We start from the raw sequence: 19,802 nt of genomic DNA, 5'->3' as shown, positions 1-19,802 counted from the left end.
GTTAATTAACGAATTGTAAACATATGCTGCGGTGTGGACTTATAAATACCGCGACATCTGGACTGAGAACCTCTGAAGGTGCAATCAAAGATATGTTTGCCACGTCTGAAGCTATTAAAGTTGAATATATGGCTGATCACACCATAGAAAAAGTTAGAAAAGAATTTACAAAAGGTTTAGTTCCAAATATGCTGAATATTGCTGTAGATTACTTTTTACCAAATTTGACAAAAAAGTTCCTAATTATAATAAAGTGAAAAATGATATCCATTAGCCAAAATCATTTTTTTTTGGAGAAAGACGGTTTAACATCGTTGATCCAATTATGGGGATTCTGAGTAATCATGCAAACCCAGATAATGATAAAAATGCGCAACTGGTTATTATTCACTCTTTAGACTTGTCCCACATATATTTCATTAAATTTATTTCTCATTTCAGTATTTCCAAGCATAACTATTTCAGCTCCATAGGGAAGCAGTGTATCTGCGTTTAATAATGTAAGGACTTTTGAATTCTCTTTAATGGCGATGACTGAAAGTCCTGTTTTAGCACCTATACCAGACTCTGCAAGAGATTTACCTTCTAACGAAGAGGGTGTCGGGGTAATAAATAAAGTAATACCTTCTCCAAGAACAGTAAGTTCGTGACCTTTGGAAATAGCCGAAATTGCTTCAGAACCTAAAGTCGCATAACTCAGCACAAAATTCGCTCCTGCCCTATGGATAATATCAATATTTCGAGCTTCTGAAATCCGGCTCACTATCCTTAATTCCTTGTTCAATTGACGGCAATATGATGCAAGATAAATATTCATAGTATCATCATTGGTAGATAACAATACCGAAGGAGCTTCCAATACTCCAGCTTTTTTTAGTAGCTCGTAGTCTGAGGCTCTCCCAGCGAACACTTTATCACAAAGATGTCTTGCTTTTTCGCATATTTCTGGATCCTTATCAATTAGATTCACTAGGATATCATTTTTACGTAGCAATTTAACCGCAGCTAAACCTACCTTCCCTCCACCAATTACAAGAATGGGATTTGGGTTGATATTATGCTCATAGAAGAGTTCATCAATACTTTGGAGTTGATCTTTATTTCCAATTATAACCAAAACACTTTCATAGGTTAGCTTTTCATTGCCATGCACTGGTTTCAGCCTACCTCGCTCCCAAATTGCCACAATGCTAACCCCGAATTTCTGTCTCAGTCCAGCTTCCCTAATAGTTTTAGAAACCAGACGAGTATAAAGGACGGGCAATTCTGCGATAAATAGATCTTCATACTGTCCTATAGATCTTGTATTTTGCGCGTTTACCCTATTCGCTAATTGCTCCCCAAGCCATCTTTTCACAGGTAGTACGTGATTTGCGCCACTCAGTTCCTGTACATGAACCGATTCATCATCAGTTGCTATAGCAACAACAGGTATAGCAGGAGCTATGACGCGTATGGTGAGAATGATCTTAGTGTTAAGAATGTCATCCCTATTAACAACAAGCATTTTCGCCTCCTTAATATTGGCACGAACATAGGTTTCCTGACTATCCAGTTCTCCAAAAATTACTGGGACCCGCTCGTCATGATATTCCAGCGCTTTAGTCAGGTCGTTTTCGATAACATAAAAAAGGGTCTTCTCTTGTTTCAATCGCTCCGTTAGATCTCTTGCTATAACATCATAAGAACAGATTAAAATATGATTTTTTGTTCCCTCAGGAACTTGACGGGGAACCCTGTTTCTGTCTTGAGATTCTAAAAGAGGAACATAAAAATGCCTTATAAATGCAAAAGGCAAAACAATTAATAACATAATAATTCCAGACACTAGCACTATTATGCTGAACAGTCGACCTATATCAGATTCGAAAGTGATATCTCCAAAACCAAGCGTACTCATCACCGTAAGTGTCCAATAAAACCCAGTGATCCAAGAATGATAATGGCCTTCAACCTGAGCCATTATAATATGGAAAAGAACAGAAAATATTATGATGACAATTCCCAAAAGAACTAGATATCTAAGCAGAATCTTAGAGTTTCTTTTAAAGTCTCTGTCTCTCAAATAATATTCTAACTGACTACCTACAAATTTCATAAGCTGTATTTCTGAAAAGAGTTAACAAATTGTCTGGTTTACATTCCTGACTCATACAATTTACGTTATGTTTTTCTTAATTCCTCATTGCAGTTTTAATTCCCCCGGCTGGTCAGGTTCCCTATCCCGACAGCATTCGGAAAACCTTGAAGATCTATCAAATTGGTGGGAAGCAATGAGCTTATGAAATGTACCGCCGCAAAAGATAGTTTAGAGAAGTGAAAATGTGGTATTTTATTTATATAGATTATCAAATATTTTTGTCTAGTAGATAACAATGCTGCTGGAGATGTAGCAAAGTCAAATAGGATTAACTGTGTTGACCCCAGAGCTAATCCCGGGCAAGCATAGAAACAAAGCCACGCTAAAAAAAAGGGAGAGGGGGCTTTGTTTTTTTGTTTTACAAAAACGCTATCAAGCTGAAAATCTTGGCATTTTTTAAAAAACAAAAAGCCCGTAAACATTACGTTTACGAGCTTCTCAGCGGAGAATGAGGGATTCGAACCCCCGGAGGTGTAACCCTCAACAGTTTTCAAGACTGCCGCATTCGACCACTCTGCCAATTCTCCAGTGTGTCTCATCAAGTATTCCTTGATTGCGGGTGCAAATATAATGAGCTTTTTTTAAAATAGTGAAATATTTCAACCATTTTTTCTAGATTTTTTCTTTTATAAGAAATATAGCATTCAATCTTCCTAAATATCAGTACTATAACCAAAAATATCTTATTATAACTCCGCCTAAAGTATTAGTATTTATTTATAAATAGGAAACTAATATTTATATTCAATTCCCTTATCTTGCGATTTATATTAAATCAACAATCCTTTATGAAAAATGTTTTTTTAGGCGCAATGGCCTTTACTTTACTCGGTTGTGGAGCGCAACAACCTAAAATGATCGAAGATGTAAACCCAATGAATTATGCTGAGAGTATAACTTCTAAAGAATTAAAAGAACATCTTTACATTTTTGCCAGCGACGAATATGAAGGTCGTGAAACTGGAGAACCAGGTCAAAAGAAAGCAGCGGAATACCTCAAAAAAGAATATAAATCCTTACAAATAATTTCTCCTTTAGGTGGTGATGATTATTATCAAGAAGTCCCTTCTTCTATGTTTAGAGGAGATGTAAAAGATTCTGAAAACGTATTAGCTTACATTCCAGGAAGTGAAAAGCCAAATGAAATTTTAGTGATCTCTTCTCATTACGATCATGTTGGGATTGATGATGAAGGAAATATTTTTAATGGAGCAGATGATGATGGTTCTGGTACCGTCGCTATTTTAGAAATCGCTGAAGCTTTTGCAAAAGCCAGAAAAGATGGATTCACTCCAAAACGTTCTATATTGTTTTTAAATGTAACTGGTGAAGAAAAAGGTCTTATTGGTTCTAAGTATTATACAGATAATCCAGTTTTTGCACTTTCTCAAACTGTTGCTAATCTTAATATAGATATGATTGGAAGAACAGATGAAGCTCATAAAAAGAATGATAACTACGTTTATCTAATAGGTAGTGATAAGTTAAGCACAGAACTTCATGAGTTGAGTGAAGCGGTAAATGCTAAATACACAAAATTAGATTTGGATTATACTTATAATGATGAGAACGATCCAAACCGTTTTTACTACAGAAGTGATCATTACAACTTCGCTAAAAACGATATTCCAATTATCTTTTATTTCAATGGTGTTCATGCCGACTATCATAAAATGACAGATACTCCAGATAAAATTAGATACGATCTTTTGGAAAAACGTGCTAGATTAGTATTCCTAACAGCATGGGAAATTGCGAACAGAGAAGAACGTCCTACAGTAGACAAAGGAGCAAAGACTTCCTCTAAGTAAATTTTACTGAATTCAATTAAAAAATCCTGAAAGAAAACTTTCAGGATTTTTTTGTTTCTTGTCATTTTCGAAATATCACCATGAGACCAATGATAAAAAAATTATCTAGCGGAGTCAATTGACATACGAGGGTTCTCAATAAATTTATCGTTTTAAAAACTTCTTTTTTGTAAGTGTAGTGCTTCCTAAGCGTAAAATTTTCAAAGCCTTGGAGAAAATTTAGCCTGGGAAGTATGGTTGCAAATATGCGGTAGCATAAATGGAAACACCTTCAAAAAAGTGTTCTTCCTGCCCGAAATGTTCAGGCGGGTTTTTGGTTCGTTTTTTTGGACACGCAAAAAAATGAACAATTTCAAATGTTAGAAATTATTACCGACTTCCCGAAAGCTTGACGAAGGGCTGACACAAAAATCACTTCATCGTATCCAATATCAAATCGATATCCGCTTCAGTAGTGTCAGGATTTATAAAGCAAAATCTGGAAATAGTTTCTTGCTCCCCATTTGTTTTCCATTTAGTTGGAGTTACTAAAGCAATTCCTTCTCTATGGTTCTTATACGTCCAATCTCTATATTGGTCTGGAGTCCAGCCTTTTCTTCTATAAAGAACTATTGAAAGGCTTGAAGGCCTTACCAATTCTAGAAAATCTCTATCCTCTATCTTATTAGCCGCAATTTTAGCCAGCTCGATTCCCCGCTCTATAGAATCTCTGTATTTCTCAGTTCCATGCATCGCTAAGGAAAACCATAATGGCATTCCACGTAACCTTCTGGTTAGCTGAATTTGATAATCTGCTGGATTAAAGCCGTGCGCACCTTCATCCTTGAAAATCTCCAAATAAGAGCCTTTTTGTGAATGTGCATTCTTAGCTAATTCCATATCCTTATAAATCACCGCCCCACAATCGTAAGGTGAAAAAAGCCATTTATGAGGATCTATAGTAATACTGTCTGCTTTTTCAATTCCGTTAAACAAATGTCTTACAGAAGGAGCAGCTAAAGCACCTCCACCGTAAGCGCAATCTACATGAAACCATAGCTGTTCTTTTTCGCAAACCTCAGCGATAGTGTCTAATTCATCAATAATTCCCGCATTGGTAGTACCACCAGTAGCTACCACTGCAAAAAGTCTTTCCCGATCATCTTTGCTTAAATTAGCTATAGCCGTGTTTAATTCTGCACCGCTAAGATTCTCTCCATCGCACAGAACCATTTTTAGGTCGGCATCCATCACCTTAGCCATTGCCTGAATAGAACTATGCGCGCCATCGGAAGTCAATAAAAGTCCTTTTACTGCTTTATGTTTTTCATCTCTACTTCTCCAATCTTCTCTTGCGGCAACTAGTGCCGATAAATTTGCAGCTGTTCCTCCACTGGTAAAAACTCCAAATGCATCTTTAGGCAAGCCGGTTAAGGAAACCAACCACTTCATTGCCTGATTTTCACAAAAGATCCCACCTGCCCCTTCCATCCAATAAGCTCCATGGATACTGGAAGCTGATGTCACTAGATCGAACATAATTGCTGCTCTGGTAGGTGCTGCAGGCACAAAAGCCAAGTGTCTTGGGTGATCTATAGGCACTGTAGCCTTTACTAATACATCTTTAAAAAGTTTAAAAGCAGTTTCTCCTCCAATTCCATTGGGAGTAATAGTTTCTCCAACCATCGCAAACAACTCCTCTTCTTTTTTGGGAGCACCCAGTTCTGGAGTTACATTGGATATACGGTCTATGGTGTATTTCATAACGTCTAGCGTCATTTCCACCAAATCCATATCTATGCTGTGCATTTTATTTTTCTCCAAAAGTCAATATTTTAAAGTTTAATTTTAAGGGCTCTAAATTCTCAATTAATGTAGGAATTAAAGCTTGTCCATATTCCAGATACATTTCAGAAAAATTGGTTTGTCGCTCTTGTAAGCTCTTATTAGGAAAAAGCTCATTTTGAAGTGCTGCAATTCTTGCAACCTCATCTTTCAATTTTCTTTTTTGAGCCAGAAGCAATCTGTTTTCCAGATGCTCTAAGCCTTTCAATTGTTTTACTTCCTGTGCTTTTACTGCGCCCAAAAATGTTGGATCCGTCTTTTCTGCTAATTCATACATCTGCTGAAATTGCTTCACCAAATGCACCTTCTGTGAAGAAAAATCGATATCTATATTAGAAATCTTTCTCACTTTTCTATTAATTAGCTCGTGCTGCTTCAGAAATAATTCTGATTGAGAAATATCTAATTTTCTGCGTTTTTCATTTTGCTTACTTGTTTCTATCAAGGCTGAATTCCGAAGTAATAATATTGGAAAAGGAACATTTAATTCCTTAAACATTTCCTTTAATTCAAACCAATATGCCAACTCTCCCCCTCCACCTATATAACAAAGATTGGGCAGGATCACTTCTTGGTATAAGGGCCGAAGCACCACATTAGGACTGAAACGTTCTGGGAAGTTTTGAATTTCCGTTTGCATTTTATCGTTACTCCAAGAGATCTCGGTTTCGTTCACATAGAACTTACCTTCTTTCTCTATAATTCGCTCACGCAAGCCTTTATTTAAATAAAACAAGTTAATCTCCCTCGGGTTTACTTGAATACCATAATCCAACTGCTCCAACTTTTCTGCTGTAGAAATAGTTGTAGTATGAGACACATTTTCAAATAACTCCTTTTCCACATAAGGAATAAATTCTTTTTTTAATTCTCTATTATGAGCATCAAGGATTACAAGTCCATATTCTTTAAAAAGTTGATGTGCCAGATACCGAGTAGCATCAGTTAAATTAGAATGCTCTAAATAAGCCGACTTAAATAAATCTTTAAGATCTTCGGCATTTTTCCCTCCTCCTATTTCTGCTGAAAAAAGATTAAAAACCTCCTCTAATCCTTCTGTATGTAACTCACCAACTGCATTTTCTCCCGCTTCCTTTTGTTGACTATTCCATTTGAATTTTTTACCATTCAGATTAAAATAATTGATCTCCTCGAAATCATGATCTTCTGTAGCCATCCAATAGATTGGAACAAAATGATTGTTCGGGTATTGCTTTTTTAATGTTGAAGCTAAATTTATAGTAGAAACAATTTTATATAAAAAATACAGAGGTCCAGTAAAGAGATTTAATTGGTGCCCCGTAGTAACTGTAAAAGTATTTTCGTTTAATAAGGCTTTTATGTTAGCTGAAACTTCTTCTCCTTTTTCAATTTCAGAATATTGCTGCTCCAAGACTTTCACTAATACCTCACGTTTTTCAGCAGAGAAAAACTTTTGCTTATCATTAATCTGAGCTTCAAAATTCTCAATAACAGGAAATCTATGATAGAAGGGCTTTAGCTCCTCTTTTTGGTCCAAATAATCTGAAATGAGATTAGAGTAATAATTAGTTTCACGATAGGAAAGACAGTCTGCAGGCATAAATAAATTTTAAGCGGTAAAGATATCGAAGATAAGTATTTTAGACCCTAAATTATAGTTAATTCCGCGCTGTATACTATCTTTACTACTCAAATTTCAATATTCGCTTATATAAATGAAAAAATCGATCTTCTTTCTCCTCCTCACTTGTTTAATTACAACTTCAATCTTCTCTCAAAATCTACAATCTCCTGAACAGTTTCTAGGCTACGAAATTGGCACTCAATTTACCAGACATGCAGATGTGGTGAATTATTTTAAGCAAGTTGCAGAAAATTCCGATTTAGTTGAATATTCTACTTATGGGAAAACTAACGAAAATAGACCACTTACCTATGCGGTGATTTCTTCAGAAGAAAATTTAAAGAATATTGAAGAAATCAGAAAAAACCATCTAGATAACTCAGCAGGAAATAAAACTAACTCCCCAAACCAAGCAGATAAAGCAATTGTATGGTTAAGCTATAATGTCCACGGAAATGAAGCCTCTAGTACTGAAGCTGCTATGCAAACCGTTTATGAACTGGTAACCAATAAAAAAGAATGGCTTAAGAATACTGTGATTATTATGGATCCCTGTGTTAATCCTGATGGAAGAGATCGTTATGCCAATTGGTACAATCAAGTAAAAGCTACTCCTTATGATGCATCTCCTCTGGCGGCAGAGCATAACGAACCATGGCCGGGAGGAAGACCAAACCATTATCTTTTCGACCTGAACAGAGATTGGGCTTGGGCTACACAAGTAGAGACCAAAGCCAGATTAAAAATATATAACACCTGGATGCCTCAAATTCATGTAGATTTTCATGAACAAGGCATTAACGATCCTTATTATTTTGCTCCTGCAGCAGAGCCATTTCATGAAATAATCACACCATTTCAACGTGGTTTTCAAACCGAAATAGGGCAAAATCATGCGAAATATTTCGATGAAAATGGCTGGCTTTATTTTACCAAAGAACGTTTTGATCTTTTATATCCAAGTTATGGAGATACCTACCCAACTTATATGGGCTCGATCGGAATGACCTACGAACAAGCAGGAAATGGAGAAGCAGGTCTTGGGATCCAAACTACAGAGGGTTATGAATTAACTCTAGTAGATCGGGTAGCGCATCATTTTACTACGGGATTATCTACCGTGGAGATCGCCTCTCAAAATGTTGAAAAATTAAATTCTGAATTCAATAAGTTCTTTCAGAACGATCAGTTATCCTATAAAAGTTATGCGTTGAATGGTAGCGCAGATAAAATTGCTGCATTAAAAGCACTTTTGGATCTTCATGAAATAAAATATGGCGCAACCAATTCAGGAAAAATAAAGGGTTTTAATTACTCTCAGAATAAGCAATCAGATTTTAATACCAATGAAAACACATTGGTTATTAATACCAATCAGGCAAAAGGGAAAATGGTAAAAGTATTATTCGAGCCTAACACCAAGTTAAGTGACTCCTTAACTTACGATATTACAGCTTGGAGCTTGCCTTATGCTTATGGACTTGAGGCAGTAGCAAGTAATAAACTATTAAATCTTAACAATACGGCTCCAAAAACTGCTGTTAATAATACCACTTCTAATGCAAGCGGTTATATTTCTAAATGGGACAGTATGGAAGATGCTCGTTTTCTAGCAGCTTTATTAAAAGAAGGAATTAAGGTAAGATTCAGCACACTGGAGTTTGAAAATGAAGGTAAAAAATTCAATCCAGGAAGTCTTATAATTACTAAGAGCGACAATAGAACTTACAAAGATTTCAATTCTAAAATAATTACTATTGCCAACGAACATGGGCGAGAACTTACATCTGCGAGTTCCGGTTTTTCTAAAAGCGGACCAGACTTTGGCTCTTCAGAAATAAAAATCATTAACCACCCAAGAGTCGGCGTGCTTCGAGGAGAGGGAGTTTCCTCATTAAATTTTGGTGAAATTTGGCACTTTTTTGAAAAAGATCTACACTTCCCTATCACCCCCATTGATACCGACTATTTTAAGGATATAGATTTTTCTCTAATTGATGTGTTAGTAATTCCATCTGGAAGATATAATAGCCTATTCAATAAAGAAACTTTAGCAAAACTTAAATCCTGGATTCAAGGTGGTGGAAAAGTAATCGCAATTGGAAATGCAGTTGGCAGTTTTGCAGATAAGGATGGCTTCAACTTAAAAGAGAATAAACCTGAAACTAAAAAAGATACAACTGCAACCGCAAATCTAATTTCTTATGCCAGTCGGGAACGAGAAGGCATTAAAGATCTTATTACCGGGAGTATTGTGCAAACAATTCTAGATAAGACCCATCCTATGGCATTTGGTTATGGAGATTCTTATTTCAGTTTAAAATTAAGCAGTGATAGCTACAGCTATTTATCTAAAGGTTATAATATTGCCTATTTAAAAGATTCTCCTGAAGTGGTTTCTGGTTTTGCAGGTAGCGAAGCCACGAAAAATATGAAGAATTCCATGATTTTCGGGGAAGAACGAATAGGTAACGGAAGCATTATTTATATGGTAGATAATCCTTTATTTAGAGCATTTTGGGAGAATGGAAAATTGTTTTTTGCCAATGCAGTGTTTTTTGTGAATAACGAAAATTTCAGATTGAAGATTTAACAAGTGACATTCAGATTTTTCGTCACCCTGAACTAGTTTCAGGGTCTTCTTCAGGATAACTGGGATGCTGAATCAAGTCCAGCATGTCGAATACTAGTCTGAAGTAATTATTCGCAAAAATCAGGAACATAGAAAAATTTAGAAAAAACTTAAAATAAAAATATGAAGAATACTTTTTCAGCACTATTACTCCTTTTCTTAGCGATACCATTTTCAATACTAGCTCAAGAAAAAGGAAGCGGAATCAATGTAAATTTTGAAACCTTTACTTTACAAAATGGCTTACGCGTGATCCTGCACCAAGACACTTCAGATCCTGTGGTGGCAGTTGCACTTACCAGTCATGTTGGGTCTGCTAGAGAAATAGAAGGAAGAACGGGCTTTGCACACCTTTTTGAACACCTATTATTTTTAGAATCTGAAAATTTAGGAAAGGGTGGTTTAGATAAAATGAGTGCGCGAATTGGTGGCTCTGGAGCTAATGGATCTACAAGCAGAGATAGAACTAACTATTTCCAAACAGTGCCTAGCGATGCTCTTGAAAAAATGATCTGGGCAGAAGCAGATAAATTAGGTTACTTTATTAATACTGTGACAGAACCAGTATTAGCTAAGGAAAAGCAAGTGGTGAAGAATGAAAAAAGACAAGGGGTAGATAATAATCCTTACGGCCATACTTTTGCCGTAATAGATCAAAATCTTTATCCTAAAAATCATCCTTACCACTGGCAAGTAATAGGTTCTTTAGAAGATTTGCAAAATGCAACCTTACAAGATGTCAAAGACTTTTATAATAAATGGTATGTTCCCAACAATGTTACCTTAACTATTGCAGGGAATTTTGATAAGGAACAAGCAAAAGAATGGGTCCATAAATATTTTGATGAGATTCCGGCAGGAAAAGATATCGCAAGACAAGATAAAAGACCTGCTAATTTAAAAGAGAGCAAAAGTCTTTACTACGAAGATAATTTTGCAAATCTTCCCGAACTAACCCTTACGTGGCCTTCTCAATATTCGTATCATGAAGATTCCTATGCTTTAGAGATCTTAACCAAATATCTTGCAGATGGTAAAAATGCGCCTCTTTATAAAAAGTTGGTGTTAGAAAAAGAGCTTACAGACAGGGTTAGTATGTTTGATTACACCTCTGAACTTGCAGGGCAATTAATGCTTCAGGTAAGAGCTTATGATGGTAAAGATCTGGATGAAGTTCAGAAAGCCATAAATGAAACCTTTGAAGACTTTGAAAAGAAGGGAATTTCAGAAAAAGATCTAAAAAGAATTAAAGCCGGACAAGAAACCGATTTTTATAATGGTATTTCTAGCGTTTTAGGGAAAGGTTTTCAATTAGCACAATATCAGATCTTCGCAAATGATCCCAACGAGATCAATAAAAATGTAGATAAAATTTTAAATGTTTCCGCGGAAGATGTTATGCGAGTGTATAATACATACATTAAGGATAAACCATATGTTGCTACTAGTTTTGTGCCGAAAGCTCAGAAAGAACTGGCTTTAGAAAATGCAGTTCTAGCAAGCGTAGCAGAAGAAAAAATAGTTGAAGGAGCTGAGGAAGAATTTGATTCTACTACCAATGTTTCCTACGAAAAAACCCCAAGTAGTTTTGATAGAAGTTCCGAACCTCCTTACTGGGGAAATCCAGAAATCGTAGTTCCAGAAATATGGAAATTCAATTTACCTTCTGGCTTAAGTGTTTCGGGAATAACTTCTCAAGAAGTTCCAATTATTCAATTCAGTTTAGAAATGGAAGGCGGATTGTTGCTGGAAAAACCAAATAAAACTGGGGTTTCTAATTTATTAGCTACGCTACTAACTAAAGGAACCGCAAAGAAAACTCCTCAAGAGCTGGAAGAAGCAATAGAATTACTAGGCTCTAAGATCTATATAAATGCAGAGGATGAAAAGATCATCCTTTCTGGAAGTAGTTTGACTCGCAATTTTGGGGAAACCATGAAACTAATGGAAGAAATTCTATTAGAACCAAGATGGGATGAAACCGAATTTAAATTAGCAAAACAGCAAGTTATTAGTCAGTTACAGCAACAACAAGCGAATCCTAACAGTATAGCTGAAATTGAATTTAAAAAACTGATCTATGGTAAAGATCATATTCTTTCCAGGAATATTTTAGGAACTTCAAAATCTGTGGAGGCGATTGCCCTAACAGATCTTAAAACCTATTACAAAAACAATCTTTCTCCAATGAGAGCTAAGTTCTTGGCTGTGGGAGATCTGGATCAAAAAATGGCTAATAAATCCTTAAAAGCGATTTCAGCAAATTGGAAACCGGTGTCGGTAAAAATTCCAAGCTTCCCTACTCCTGTTGCTCCAGAAAATTCTCAGGTTTATTTTTATGATGTTCCCGGAGCAAAGCAGTCTATTATTAAAATTGGAGCTCCAGCTTTAAAAGCTACAGATGAGGATTTCTATAAAGCAGAAGTTATGAATTATAGACTTGGTGGCGGAGGATTTGCATCTCAGCTTACTCAGGAACTAAGAGAAGGTAAGGGCTATACTTATGGAATAAGATCTAGATTTAATGGTAGTAATTTAGTTGGACCTTTCGAGATCTCTAGTGGTGTTCGTTCTAATATTACTTTTGAAGCGGTAGCATTGATAAAACAGCTGCTAATAAATTATTCTGAAAGCCTGCAACCAGAAGACCTTGATGTAACCCAGAGTTTTATGATTAAAAGCAATGCGAGAAAGTTTGAAACTTTAGGAGCAAAATTGAATATGCTTAGTGATATTGCAAACTTTAATTATAAGGATGATTTTATTAAGCAACAAGAAGTTATTGTAAAAGGAATGAGTTTGATAGACTTACAAGCATTAGCTGGGGAATATGTAAACCCTTTTAAAATGTATTATCTAATTGTTGGTGATGCTGAAACACAATTAGAAAAATTAAAGCAACTCGAATTCGGGGAGCCAATTCTTTTGAATGAAAAATAATCGAAATTCATTTATAAATGCAACTGTCGGGATTTTGAAACTTCCTTCAGTTGCATTTTTTTTGTTCCAAAATGTTAGGGAGCAAAAAAAGCATCTAAATAAAAATGTACTTCCAGAGCTTCAATCTTTCCAAAACACTAATGACGGCAGCCTTAAAAAAGATGATTTTAATAAGTTCACTAAGTATTACGCTTTAGGAGTACCAGCAATTTTGGGTTATGCATTTGGTATTTTAAGAGGCTCTCCTTTGGATTTAGCAGAACGAAAAACTATCACTTACTTAGGTGGAATATCAGGCTTACTCGATGATCTCTTTGATGAACAGGACAAAGAAGTGATGCATCTGAAAGATTTTATAATTGATCCTGAAAAATTAGAACCTAAAAACAGCTACGAAGCCCTATTAAAGCATTGCTATATAAAAGGCCTGCGATCTTCAGAAAACCCGCAAGCCCTAAAACAACAAGCTAAGGCAGTTTTTAATACACAAGCAGAAAGTGAGCTTCAACTTAACAAAGATCTTTCAGAAAAAAAGATCAAAGAACTCACTTTTCTCAAAGGAGGACATTCCTTTTTGTTCTATAGATTGTGTTTGAATAACAGATTAGAGATAGAGGAAAAAAAAATGATCTATCACTTAGGCGGCCTGATGCAAATGGGGAACGATATTTTTGATATTTGGGAGGATGTACAACAAAAGATAGAAACACTTGCTACCAACACAAATTCCATTCACCAATTACGCAATTCATTCTCTACAGAGTTGCAGAAAACTATAAGCTTATTATCTAAATGTAATTATCCAGAAAAACAGCTTCAAGAATTTACAAGGATCATAATTTTTGGACTTTCTCGTGTATATGTATGTCTAGATCAGTTTAAAAAATTACAAACTTCGGAAACTTCACTTTTTCAACCTGAAAAATATTCCAGAAAGCAGTTGATATGCGATATGCAATTGCTTAAAAATAAAAATGCAGCCATTAAGTATTACTTAAGGCTGCATTCTCAATATTTATAAACTTTTATCTAATTGTACTTAGCTTTGTTAGATATTACATTTAACTAGTTGCATTAAAAGTTTTCGTCATGCTGAACTTGTTTCAGCATCCCAATAAATCGGGAGAAGACTCTGAAAGAAGTTCAGCATGACGAAATTATCAAGTGCCTGCTGAACCCCTAAAGGATTGGTACACTCTTATTTATTTGGCTTAGATGGACCTTTTTTCTTTCTGTGCTTTAATACTTCTGCTTCAAGGTAAAATATAATCTCTTCCCCAATATTGGTGATTAAATCCCCTACCCTCTCAATTTTCTTTATTACAGAAAACAGCAATAAATACTGCTCGATCATATTAGGATCTTTTCGTACTTCCTCAGAAATAACACCAAAAGAGTTTAAATTAATCTTATTAAGGATCTTATCTTTTTTAAATACCTTTCTAGCCTTTTTAGCATTTCCTGTTGTATAAGCATCTCTAATATCATCTAGCATAGACAAAGCTGCCTTATACATTTCCTCAAAGTCTAATTTTGCCAATACTTCTTTATCCACAGGAGTATCTACCTCTACGATGTAACTAGAAATCCCATAAGCATGATCTCCTATACGCTCCAAATCGAAATTGATCTTTCTTAAGGCCAAAACAAAACGTAAATCGCCAGCTACAGGATTATGCAAAGCTATAAAACGCTCACATTCTCTATCTAACTTAAGATCCATTCCATTTACTCGGTTTTCTGTATGCAAAACTTCTTCTGCAAGATCATTATCGTGATTAAGAAATGCCTCTTTAGATTTTATAAATTGTTTTCTAACCAGTTGGAACATTTCCAAACCTGACTGATTCAAAATTTCCCTGTGATCTTCTAAATTCATCATAATGTTTAAGTTTATCCGAAACGACCTGTAATGTAATTTTCGGTTTGTTCTTTTTCAGGATTAGTGAAGATTTTGTTGGTCTTATCGTATTCTATTAGTTCTCCTAGATAGAAAAATGCCGTATTATCACTAATTCTACTTGCTTGTTGCATGTTATGCGTAACAATCACAATAGTATACTTGTCTTTTAATTTATAAATAAGTTCTTCAATTTTAGCCGTGGAAATAGGGTCTAAAGCTGAAGTTGGCTCATCCATTAGTATAATAGATGGTTCTACTGCCAAGGTTCTAGCAATACATAAACGTTGTTGTTGCCCACCAGAAAGCGCTAATGCCGATTTATTAAGATCGTCCTTTACCTCATCCCAAAGTGCCACTTGTTTCAAAGAGCTTTCCACACGTTCCTCCAAAAATGCTTTATCCTTTAGTCCTTGGATCTTTAATCCGTAGGCTACATTTTCAAAAATAGATTTAGGAAATGGATTTGGTTTTTGAAATACCATCCCCACTTGCTTTCTAAGCAATTCCACGTTTATATCCTTATCATTGATATTACTACCATCTATATTGATCTCACCTTCCATCTTAAAACCATCTACATAATCGTTCATTCTATTGAATAATCTTAAAAATGTAGACTTCCCACAACCCGAAGGTCCAATAAAAGCAGTCACCTTGTTGGGCTTAATATCCATGCTAATCCCTTTGATAGCCATGAAATCATCGTACCACACTTTTACATCATTCGCTTGTAACTTATACTTACGTTTAATGCTACTTTCTATCACGCTTTCCTTTTTATCTTTACTCATAGTATAACACTTCTGTTATTTAAATTTTTTCTGCCATTTATTTCTGAAATAAACTGCAATCCCGTTCATTACAAAAGTAATCAACAATAAAATAATTATAGCTGCGGCCGCATTCTCCACAAATCCGTGCTGCGGACGCGTGATCCAGTTAAATATTTGAATTGGTAATACCGAGAACTCATCCATTGGTGAGGAAGGCGCAAATGGTACATATGCTAATGCTCCAATTACAATTAATGGTGCAGTTTCTCCTACCGCTCTAGATAAAGCTAAAATAATCCCTGTTAAAATTCCTCCAAAAGAAGCCGGTAATAATTGATGATACACAGTTTGCCATTTTGAAGCTCCCATTGCAAAAGAAGCATCCCTAATAGATTTAGGCACTGCTTTTAATGCTTCTCGAGTAGAAACGATGACTATAGGCAAAATTAGCAATGCTAAAGTAAAACTCCCAGCCAATACGCTTGCTCCCATTTCTAAGATCCTTACAAACACTTCCAATCCTAACAATCCATAAATAATAGATGGTACTCCAGCAAGGTTAGAAATATTAACTTCTAAGATAGTAGATAATCTATTCTTTTTAGAATACTCTTCTAAATATATAGCCGCTGCGATACCAACTGGTAATGCGATTAAGGTAGTAAGTAATAGCACCCAAATACTTCCCATTAAGGCAGTATAAATACCAGCTTTTTCGGGCTTTCTAGATGGAAGATTCATCACAAATTCCCAATCTATTCTCATAATTCCATCTACGAGAATATTTCCAATAAAGACTGCAAGCAAAACAAGACCTAACAACGTACAGAAAATTCCCCATATTTTGAAAGCCTGATCCTTCAGTCTGTTCTTTCTAATATTATTCATATTTCTCCTGGAATTTTTTTCTGATTCTATAACTAATCGTATTTAGCAAGAAGGTAAATACGAACAAGGTGATCCCAGCTGCAAAAATAGTTTTGTACTCCAATGAATCATGTTGCACATCCCCTAAACTCACCTGAACGATATATGCTGTAATTGTTTCTACGGGTACTGTTGGGTCAAAAGTTAATCTTGGTTGTTGTCCTGCTGCAATAGCAACGATCATAGTTTCCCCAATGGCTCTCGATATTGCCAAAATTATAGAAACTATTATTCCAGACGAGGCTGCTGGAACCATCACTTTAAATGAATTTTGCAATCTTGTAGATCCCATTCCATAGGCGGCCTCCCTTAAAGAGTTTGGAACCGCATGAAGCGCATCTTCACTCAAGGAAGAGATATAAGGAATAATCATGATCCCCATAACCAAACCAGCAGATAAAGAGTTAAAACTGGACATTCCAGGTATAAAAGACTGTAAGAACGGAGTTACTACCATTAAAGCAAAGAATCCATAAACTACAGTAGGTACTGCAGCAAGTAGTTCTAAAAGAGGCTTTATAGTTCTTCTAAAACTTTTTGGTGCATATTCACTAAGATAGATACTAATGGATAGTCCTACAGGTACTGCAAATGCAATTGCGATAAACGAAGTTAAAAGGGTACCAGACAGTAAAGGCAGGATCCCAAAATGTTTATCAGAAAATAACGGAGTCCATTCTGGATCTGTTATAAAGTCTATTATCGAAACTTCACTGAAAAAATTTATGGCCTCAATAGAAAGCACTAAAACAATTCCAACTGTCACGGCAATAGTAATAAGAGCACTTAATAATAGGCCCCTTTCAATTACTAATTCCTTAAGTTTTCGCATTTATAAAATATAAATTAGTGTAAAAGGTTAAATAAACTGAAAACCCGCCCACAATTTGGGCAGGTATTTCAGTCTTCAGTAAAATTATACTTTTTCCAATATTGTAATCATTTCAATATCTGACTATTGATTTTCTTTTACAAACTTATTGAATTTTTCTTTTTGAACGGCATATTCTTCTTTGGTCATAGAAATATATCCCACATCTTTTGCCAATGCTCCAGCTTCATCTAAATAAAACTCCACGAAATCTATAACCTGCTTATCTTTTAAAGAAGAACTATTTACATAGATGTATAAAGGTCTAGATAAAGGAGAATAAGTTCCGTTTTTCACAGTTTCTGTGGATGGTTTCACTGGACCATTGCCTCCATCTACTGAAGCTAATGCTAATTTGTCCTGATTTGCCTCGAAATAAGCCAATCCAAAAAATCCTAACCCGTATTTATCTCCAGCAACTCCTTGTACTAATACATTATCATCTTCACTAGCAGTAAAGTCTCCTCTACTAGATCCACTTTTACCAACAATAGCTTCTGTAAAATAATCGAAAGTTCCAGAGGCAACACCAGGTCCGAATAAATGAATTTCTTCATTTGGCCATGCTGGATTTATTTGATTCCATTTTTTGATCTTCCCTTGCGCTGCAGGTTCCCAGATCATTTTTAATTCTTCTACTGTAAAAGAAGTAGCCCAATCATTTTCTGGATTAATAACAACTGCAAGTCCATCATAGGCAACTTCCAATTCTACGTAAGTAATGTTATTTTCTTTAGCAACTGCAGCTTCTTCAGCTTTAATTGGTCTAGAAGCATCTGAAATGTTGATCTCTCCTCTTCCAAATTTTTGAAAACCTCCTCCAGTTCCTGAAACTCCAATAGTAACATCTACTTTAGGCTGTACTGCTCTAAACTCTTCAGCAACAGCTTCAGTAATAGGATATACTGTACTAGAACCATCTATAGATATCGTTCCAGATCCTGCTTCCCCATTCTCGTTATTCTGACCTTTATTATTTCCGCAAGAAATAACAGCGAAAGATAAAATTGCAATTAATAATACTTTTTTCATGGTTTAATTATTTTTAAAAATGAATGTCTATTTGTAATCTATATGCTAAGCTATTGTCTAAGTTGTTCTCGTAATCGTTCCAACTTACATCTGTTTGAACTTTTAATTTATGTCCAACAATATATTTTGAAACACCAAAGGTATATTGATTCTCTATACCCTCACCCGTTAAAGCTTCATCTAAAGCAACCTGCGTATATCTACCAACAACTTCAAAATTGTTTTTAAACAAATATCCAGCTTGCATATTTATCCCGTCTCCTACTTCTACCACTTTACCAGTTGTAGTACCATCAGAATTCACAGCAATTTCATTGTCTGCAGTTCTTTTAGCATATTCTGCCATTGCAGAGAATCCCTGATATTTGAAAATCCCATCTATAAAGAATGTATTTATATCTGTTTCAAAAAAACCAGTATCAGTGGTCATATAACTCCCACTATTTGAACGAGTTTTTACAGCATTGCTATTATGATCATAACTTACTCCTAAAGCTAATTTTGGAGTTTGCTCTCTTTTTAAATCTGCGCCAGAATAATCATCGAAATCTCCAAAAGGAAGAACCTCTAATCTACCTGTATACTGATATCCTCCAAGATTTCCAGTAGTTACGTTTCTACCTTCTCCTTGAGAAAAAGCAAAGGCTTCTTTAATGATCAACTTTTCACCCAATCCAAAATGGTGGTGTAACTGGAAACCCATTTCTCGATCTACATTAAATTCACTATTTACTAAAGAACGATCTACGGTTTGTAGATTTGCTGAAGAAATAACTCGTTCTCTGTTACCAGGAAGTTTAGTTTGTCCAACCCATAATTCGAAATTTTCGTAGAAGTTCCATTTTAAAACGGCATCTAAGATATATCTAGGCGAGTTGCTCGTAAATTCCGAACCTCCGCTTATATCTCTGTTAGACAAGCCTAATTCAATCTTGTAAGTTAATTTTGGAGAATATGCAAAACCTTCAAATTTCAATCTAGCTCTTCTAATTAATAATTGTCCTTCGCCATTTTCCAAATTATCGTTATTAGGAAAATCCCAGGAACCAGTATATAAAGATTGAAAACGAGCTGCAAATTTTAAGCTATACGAGCTATCTTTTGCCACTACGTTTACCAAACCTTTACCAAATTTGTTATTTGTAATATCCTGCGCATTGGCAAAATAGGATGTTACCAGTCCGAAAGCAAGTAACATAGTCCACTTTAATTTCATTATCTGTTTGTTTTTGTCGGTGCAAATGTGCGACTCTAATGTTAAGTTAATGTTACTTGCAAGTTACGATTTAGTCAAAAAACAAAAATTAATAAGAAAAGCCGTCCTTTTGAGACGGCTTCTTCAC

General features: G+C 35.3%; 14 protein-coding genes and 1 tRNA gene. 5 read left to right on the top strand and 10 right to left on the bottom strand.

Translation table 11 applies throughout. The features are described 5' to 3' along the window. Positions 1 to 23 precede the first annotated feature (23 nt). Positions 24 to 257 (top strand): hypothetical protein, encoded by a 234-nt coding sequence (locus I130_RS08510; RefSeq protein WP_034921601.1) that lies wholly within the window; start codon positions 24 to 26, stop codon positions 255 to 257. 137 nt (positions 258 to 394) lie between these two features. Here the strand turns inward: I130_RS08510 and I130_RS08505 are convergent, their stop codons facing one another. Both I130_RS08505 and I130_RS08495 read right to left on the bottom strand, forming a co-directional pair. Next, positions 395 to 2,098 carry a potassium channel family protein gene (locus tag I130_RS08505; protein ID WP_034921593.1) on the bottom strand — a complete coding sequence of 568 codons (1,704 nt, stop codon included), beginning with the start codon at positions 2,096 to 2,098 and terminating at the stop codon, positions 395 to 397. Between the two features lie 484 nt (positions 2,099 to 2,582). After that, positions 2,583 to 2,667, bottom strand: a tRNA-Ser gene (locus I130_RS08495). A 261-nt stretch (positions 2,668 to 2,928) separates the two neighbouring features. On the opposite strand from I130_RS08495, the gene I130_RS08490 reads away from it, so the two are divergent. Next, a complete protein-coding gene (locus tag I130_RS08490; RefSeq protein ID WP_034921582.1) occupies positions 2,929 to 3,951 on the top strand; it encodes a M28 family metallopeptidase in 1,023 nt (340 codons plus the stop codon). A gap of 411 nt (positions 3,952 to 4,362) precedes the next feature. Here the strand turns inward: I130_RS08490 and I130_RS08485 are convergent, their stop codons facing one another. Further along, entirely contained in the window at positions 4,363 to 5,739 is a 1,377-nt protein-coding gene (locus tag I130_RS08485) for a pyridoxal phosphate-dependent decarboxylase family protein (RefSeq protein ID WP_034921577.1), read from the bottom strand. A 1-nt stretch (position 5,740) separates the two neighbouring features. Then, on the bottom strand, positions 5,741 to 7,357 hold the full coding sequence (bshC, locus tag I130_RS08480; protein ID WP_034921569.1) for a bacillithiol biosynthesis cysteine-adding enzyme BshC: 1,617 nt from the start codon (positions 7,355 to 7,357) through the stop codon (positions 5,741 to 5,743). A 115-nt stretch (positions 7,358 to 7,472) separates the two neighbouring features. Between bshC and I130_RS08475 the strand changes: the two genes are divergently transcribed. From I130_RS08475 to I130_RS08465, 3 genes are all read left to right on the top strand, one after another. Beyond that, complete coding sequence (locus tag I130_RS08475; RefSeq protein WP_034921565.1) at positions 7,473 to 9,974, top strand: M14 metallopeptidase family protein; 2,502 nt, start codon at positions 7,473 to 7,475, stop codon at positions 9,972 to 9,974. Positions 9,975 to 10,136: 162 nt separating this feature from the next. After that, positions 10,137 to 12,953: a M16 family metallopeptidase gene (locus I130_RS08470; protein ID WP_034921562.1), complete on the top strand. Its 2,817-nt coding sequence runs from the start codon at positions 10,137 to 10,139 to the stop codon at positions 12,951 to 12,953. Further along, positions 12,943 to 13,974, top strand: a complete 1,032-nt coding sequence (locus I130_RS08465) for a hypothetical protein (RefSeq protein ID WP_034921559.1) — start codon at positions 12,943 to 12,945, stop codon at positions 13,972 to 13,974. The genes I130_RS08470 and I130_RS08465 overlap by 11 nt, the downstream gene beginning before the upstream one ends. A 177-nt stretch (positions 13,975 to 14,151) precedes the next feature. On the opposite strand, the gene phoU is transcribed toward I130_RS08465, so the two are convergent. The 6 genes from phoU to I130_RS08435 all read right to left on the bottom strand — a co-directional run bounded on the left by phoU (position 14,152) and on the right by I130_RS08435 (position 19,675). Beyond that, complete coding sequence (gene phoU, locus I130_RS08460) at positions 14,152 to 14,835, bottom strand: phosphate signaling complex protein PhoU (RefSeq protein WP_051119653.1); 684 nt, start codon at positions 14,833 to 14,835, stop codon at positions 14,152 to 14,154. A gap of 11 nt (positions 14,836 to 14,846) precedes the next feature. Then, complete coding sequence (gene pstB, locus I130_RS08455) at positions 14,847 to 15,647, bottom strand: phosphate ABC transporter ATP-binding protein PstB (protein ID WP_051119652.1); 801 nt, start codon at positions 15,645 to 15,647, stop codon at positions 14,847 to 14,849. Between the two features lie 15 nt (positions 15,648 to 15,662). Beyond that, complete coding sequence (gene pstA / locus I130_RS08450) at positions 15,663 to 16,517, bottom strand: phosphate ABC transporter permease PstA (RefSeq protein ID WP_034921552.1); 855 nt, start codon at positions 16,515 to 16,517, stop codon at positions 15,663 to 15,665. Beyond that, positions 16,510 to 17,388 (bottom strand): phosphate ABC transporter permease subunit PstC, encoded by an 879-nt coding sequence (pstC, locus tag I130_RS08445; protein ID WP_034921547.1) that lies wholly within the window; start codon positions 17,386 to 17,388, stop codon positions 16,510 to 16,512. Before pstC ends, pstA begins: the two co-directional genes overlap by 8 nt. Positions 17,389 to 17,511: 123 nt before the next feature. Then, on the bottom strand, positions 17,512 to 18,459 hold the full coding sequence (locus I130_RS08440) for a PstS family phosphate ABC transporter substrate-binding protein (RefSeq protein ID WP_034921545.1): 948 nt from the start codon (positions 18,457 to 18,459) through the stop codon (positions 17,512 to 17,514). Positions 18,460 to 18,472: 13 nt separating this feature from the next. After that, entirely contained in the window at positions 18,473 to 19,675 is a 1,203-nt protein-coding gene (locus I130_RS08435) for a porin (protein ID WP_034921543.1), read from the bottom strand. Between the last annotated feature and the right edge of the window lie 127 nt (positions 19,676 to 19,802).

The organism is Gillisia sp. CAL575, assembly GCF_000403785.1.
GTDB lineage: Bacteria > Bacteroidota > Bacteroidia > Flavobacteriales > Flavobacteriaceae > Gillisia.
This window is presented reverse-complemented; position numbering and strand designations above follow the sequence as displayed.

Excerpts from the sequence above, each read along its gene's own strand:
- bshC (WP_034921569.1), bottom strand. The coding sequence starts at position 7,357 with ATGCCTGCAGACTGTCTTTCCTATCGTGAAACTAATTATTACTCTAAT.
- phoU (WP_051119653.1), bottom strand. The coding sequence starts at position 14,835 with ATGATGAATTTAGAAGATCACAGGGAAATTTTGAATCAGTCAGGTTTG.
- I130_RS08505 (WP_034921593.1), bottom strand. The coding sequence starts at position 2,098 with ATGAAATTTGTAGGTAGTCAGTTAGAATATTATTTGAGAGACAGAGAC.
- I130_RS08475 (WP_034921565.1), top strand. The coding sequence starts at position 7,473 with ATGAAAAAATCGATCTTCTTTCTCCTCCTCACTTGTTTAATTACAACT.
- pstB (WP_051119652.1), bottom strand. The coding sequence starts at position 15,647 with ATGAGTAAAGATAAAAAGGAAAGCGTGATAGAAAGTAGCATTAAACGT.
- I130_RS08465 (WP_034921559.1), top strand. The coding sequence starts at position 12,943 with ATGAAAAATAATCGAAATTCATTTATAAATGCAACTGTCGGGATTTTG.
- pstC (WP_034921547.1), bottom strand. The coding sequence starts at position 17,388 with ATGCGAAAACTTAAGGAATTAGTAATTGAAAGGGGCCTATTATTAAGT.
- I130_RS08490 (WP_034921582.1), top strand. The coding sequence starts at position 2,929 with ATGAAAAATGTTTTTTTAGGCGCAATGGCCTTTACTTTACTCGGTTGT.
- I130_RS08510 (WP_034921601.1), top strand. The coding sequence starts at position 24 with ATGCTGCGGTGTGGACTTATAAATACCGCGACATCTGGACTGAGAACC.
- I130_RS08485 (WP_034921577.1), bottom strand. The coding sequence starts at position 5,739 with ATGCACAGCATAGATATGGATTTGGTGGAAATGACGCTAGACGTTATG.
- I130_RS08440 (WP_034921545.1), bottom strand. The coding sequence starts at position 18,459 with ATGAAAAAAGTATTATTAATTGCAATTTTATCTTTCGCTGTTATTTCT.
- I130_RS08435 (WP_034921543.1), bottom strand. The coding sequence starts at position 19,675 with ATGAAATTAAAGTGGACTATGTTACTTGCTTTCGGACTGGTAACATCC.
- pstA (WP_034921552.1), bottom strand. The coding sequence starts at position 16,517 with ATGAATAATATTAGAAAGAACAGACTGAAGGATCAGGCTTTCAAAATA.
- I130_RS08470 (WP_034921562.1), top strand. The coding sequence starts at position 10,137 with ATGAAGAATACTTTTTCAGCACTATTACTCCTTTTCTTAGCGATACCA.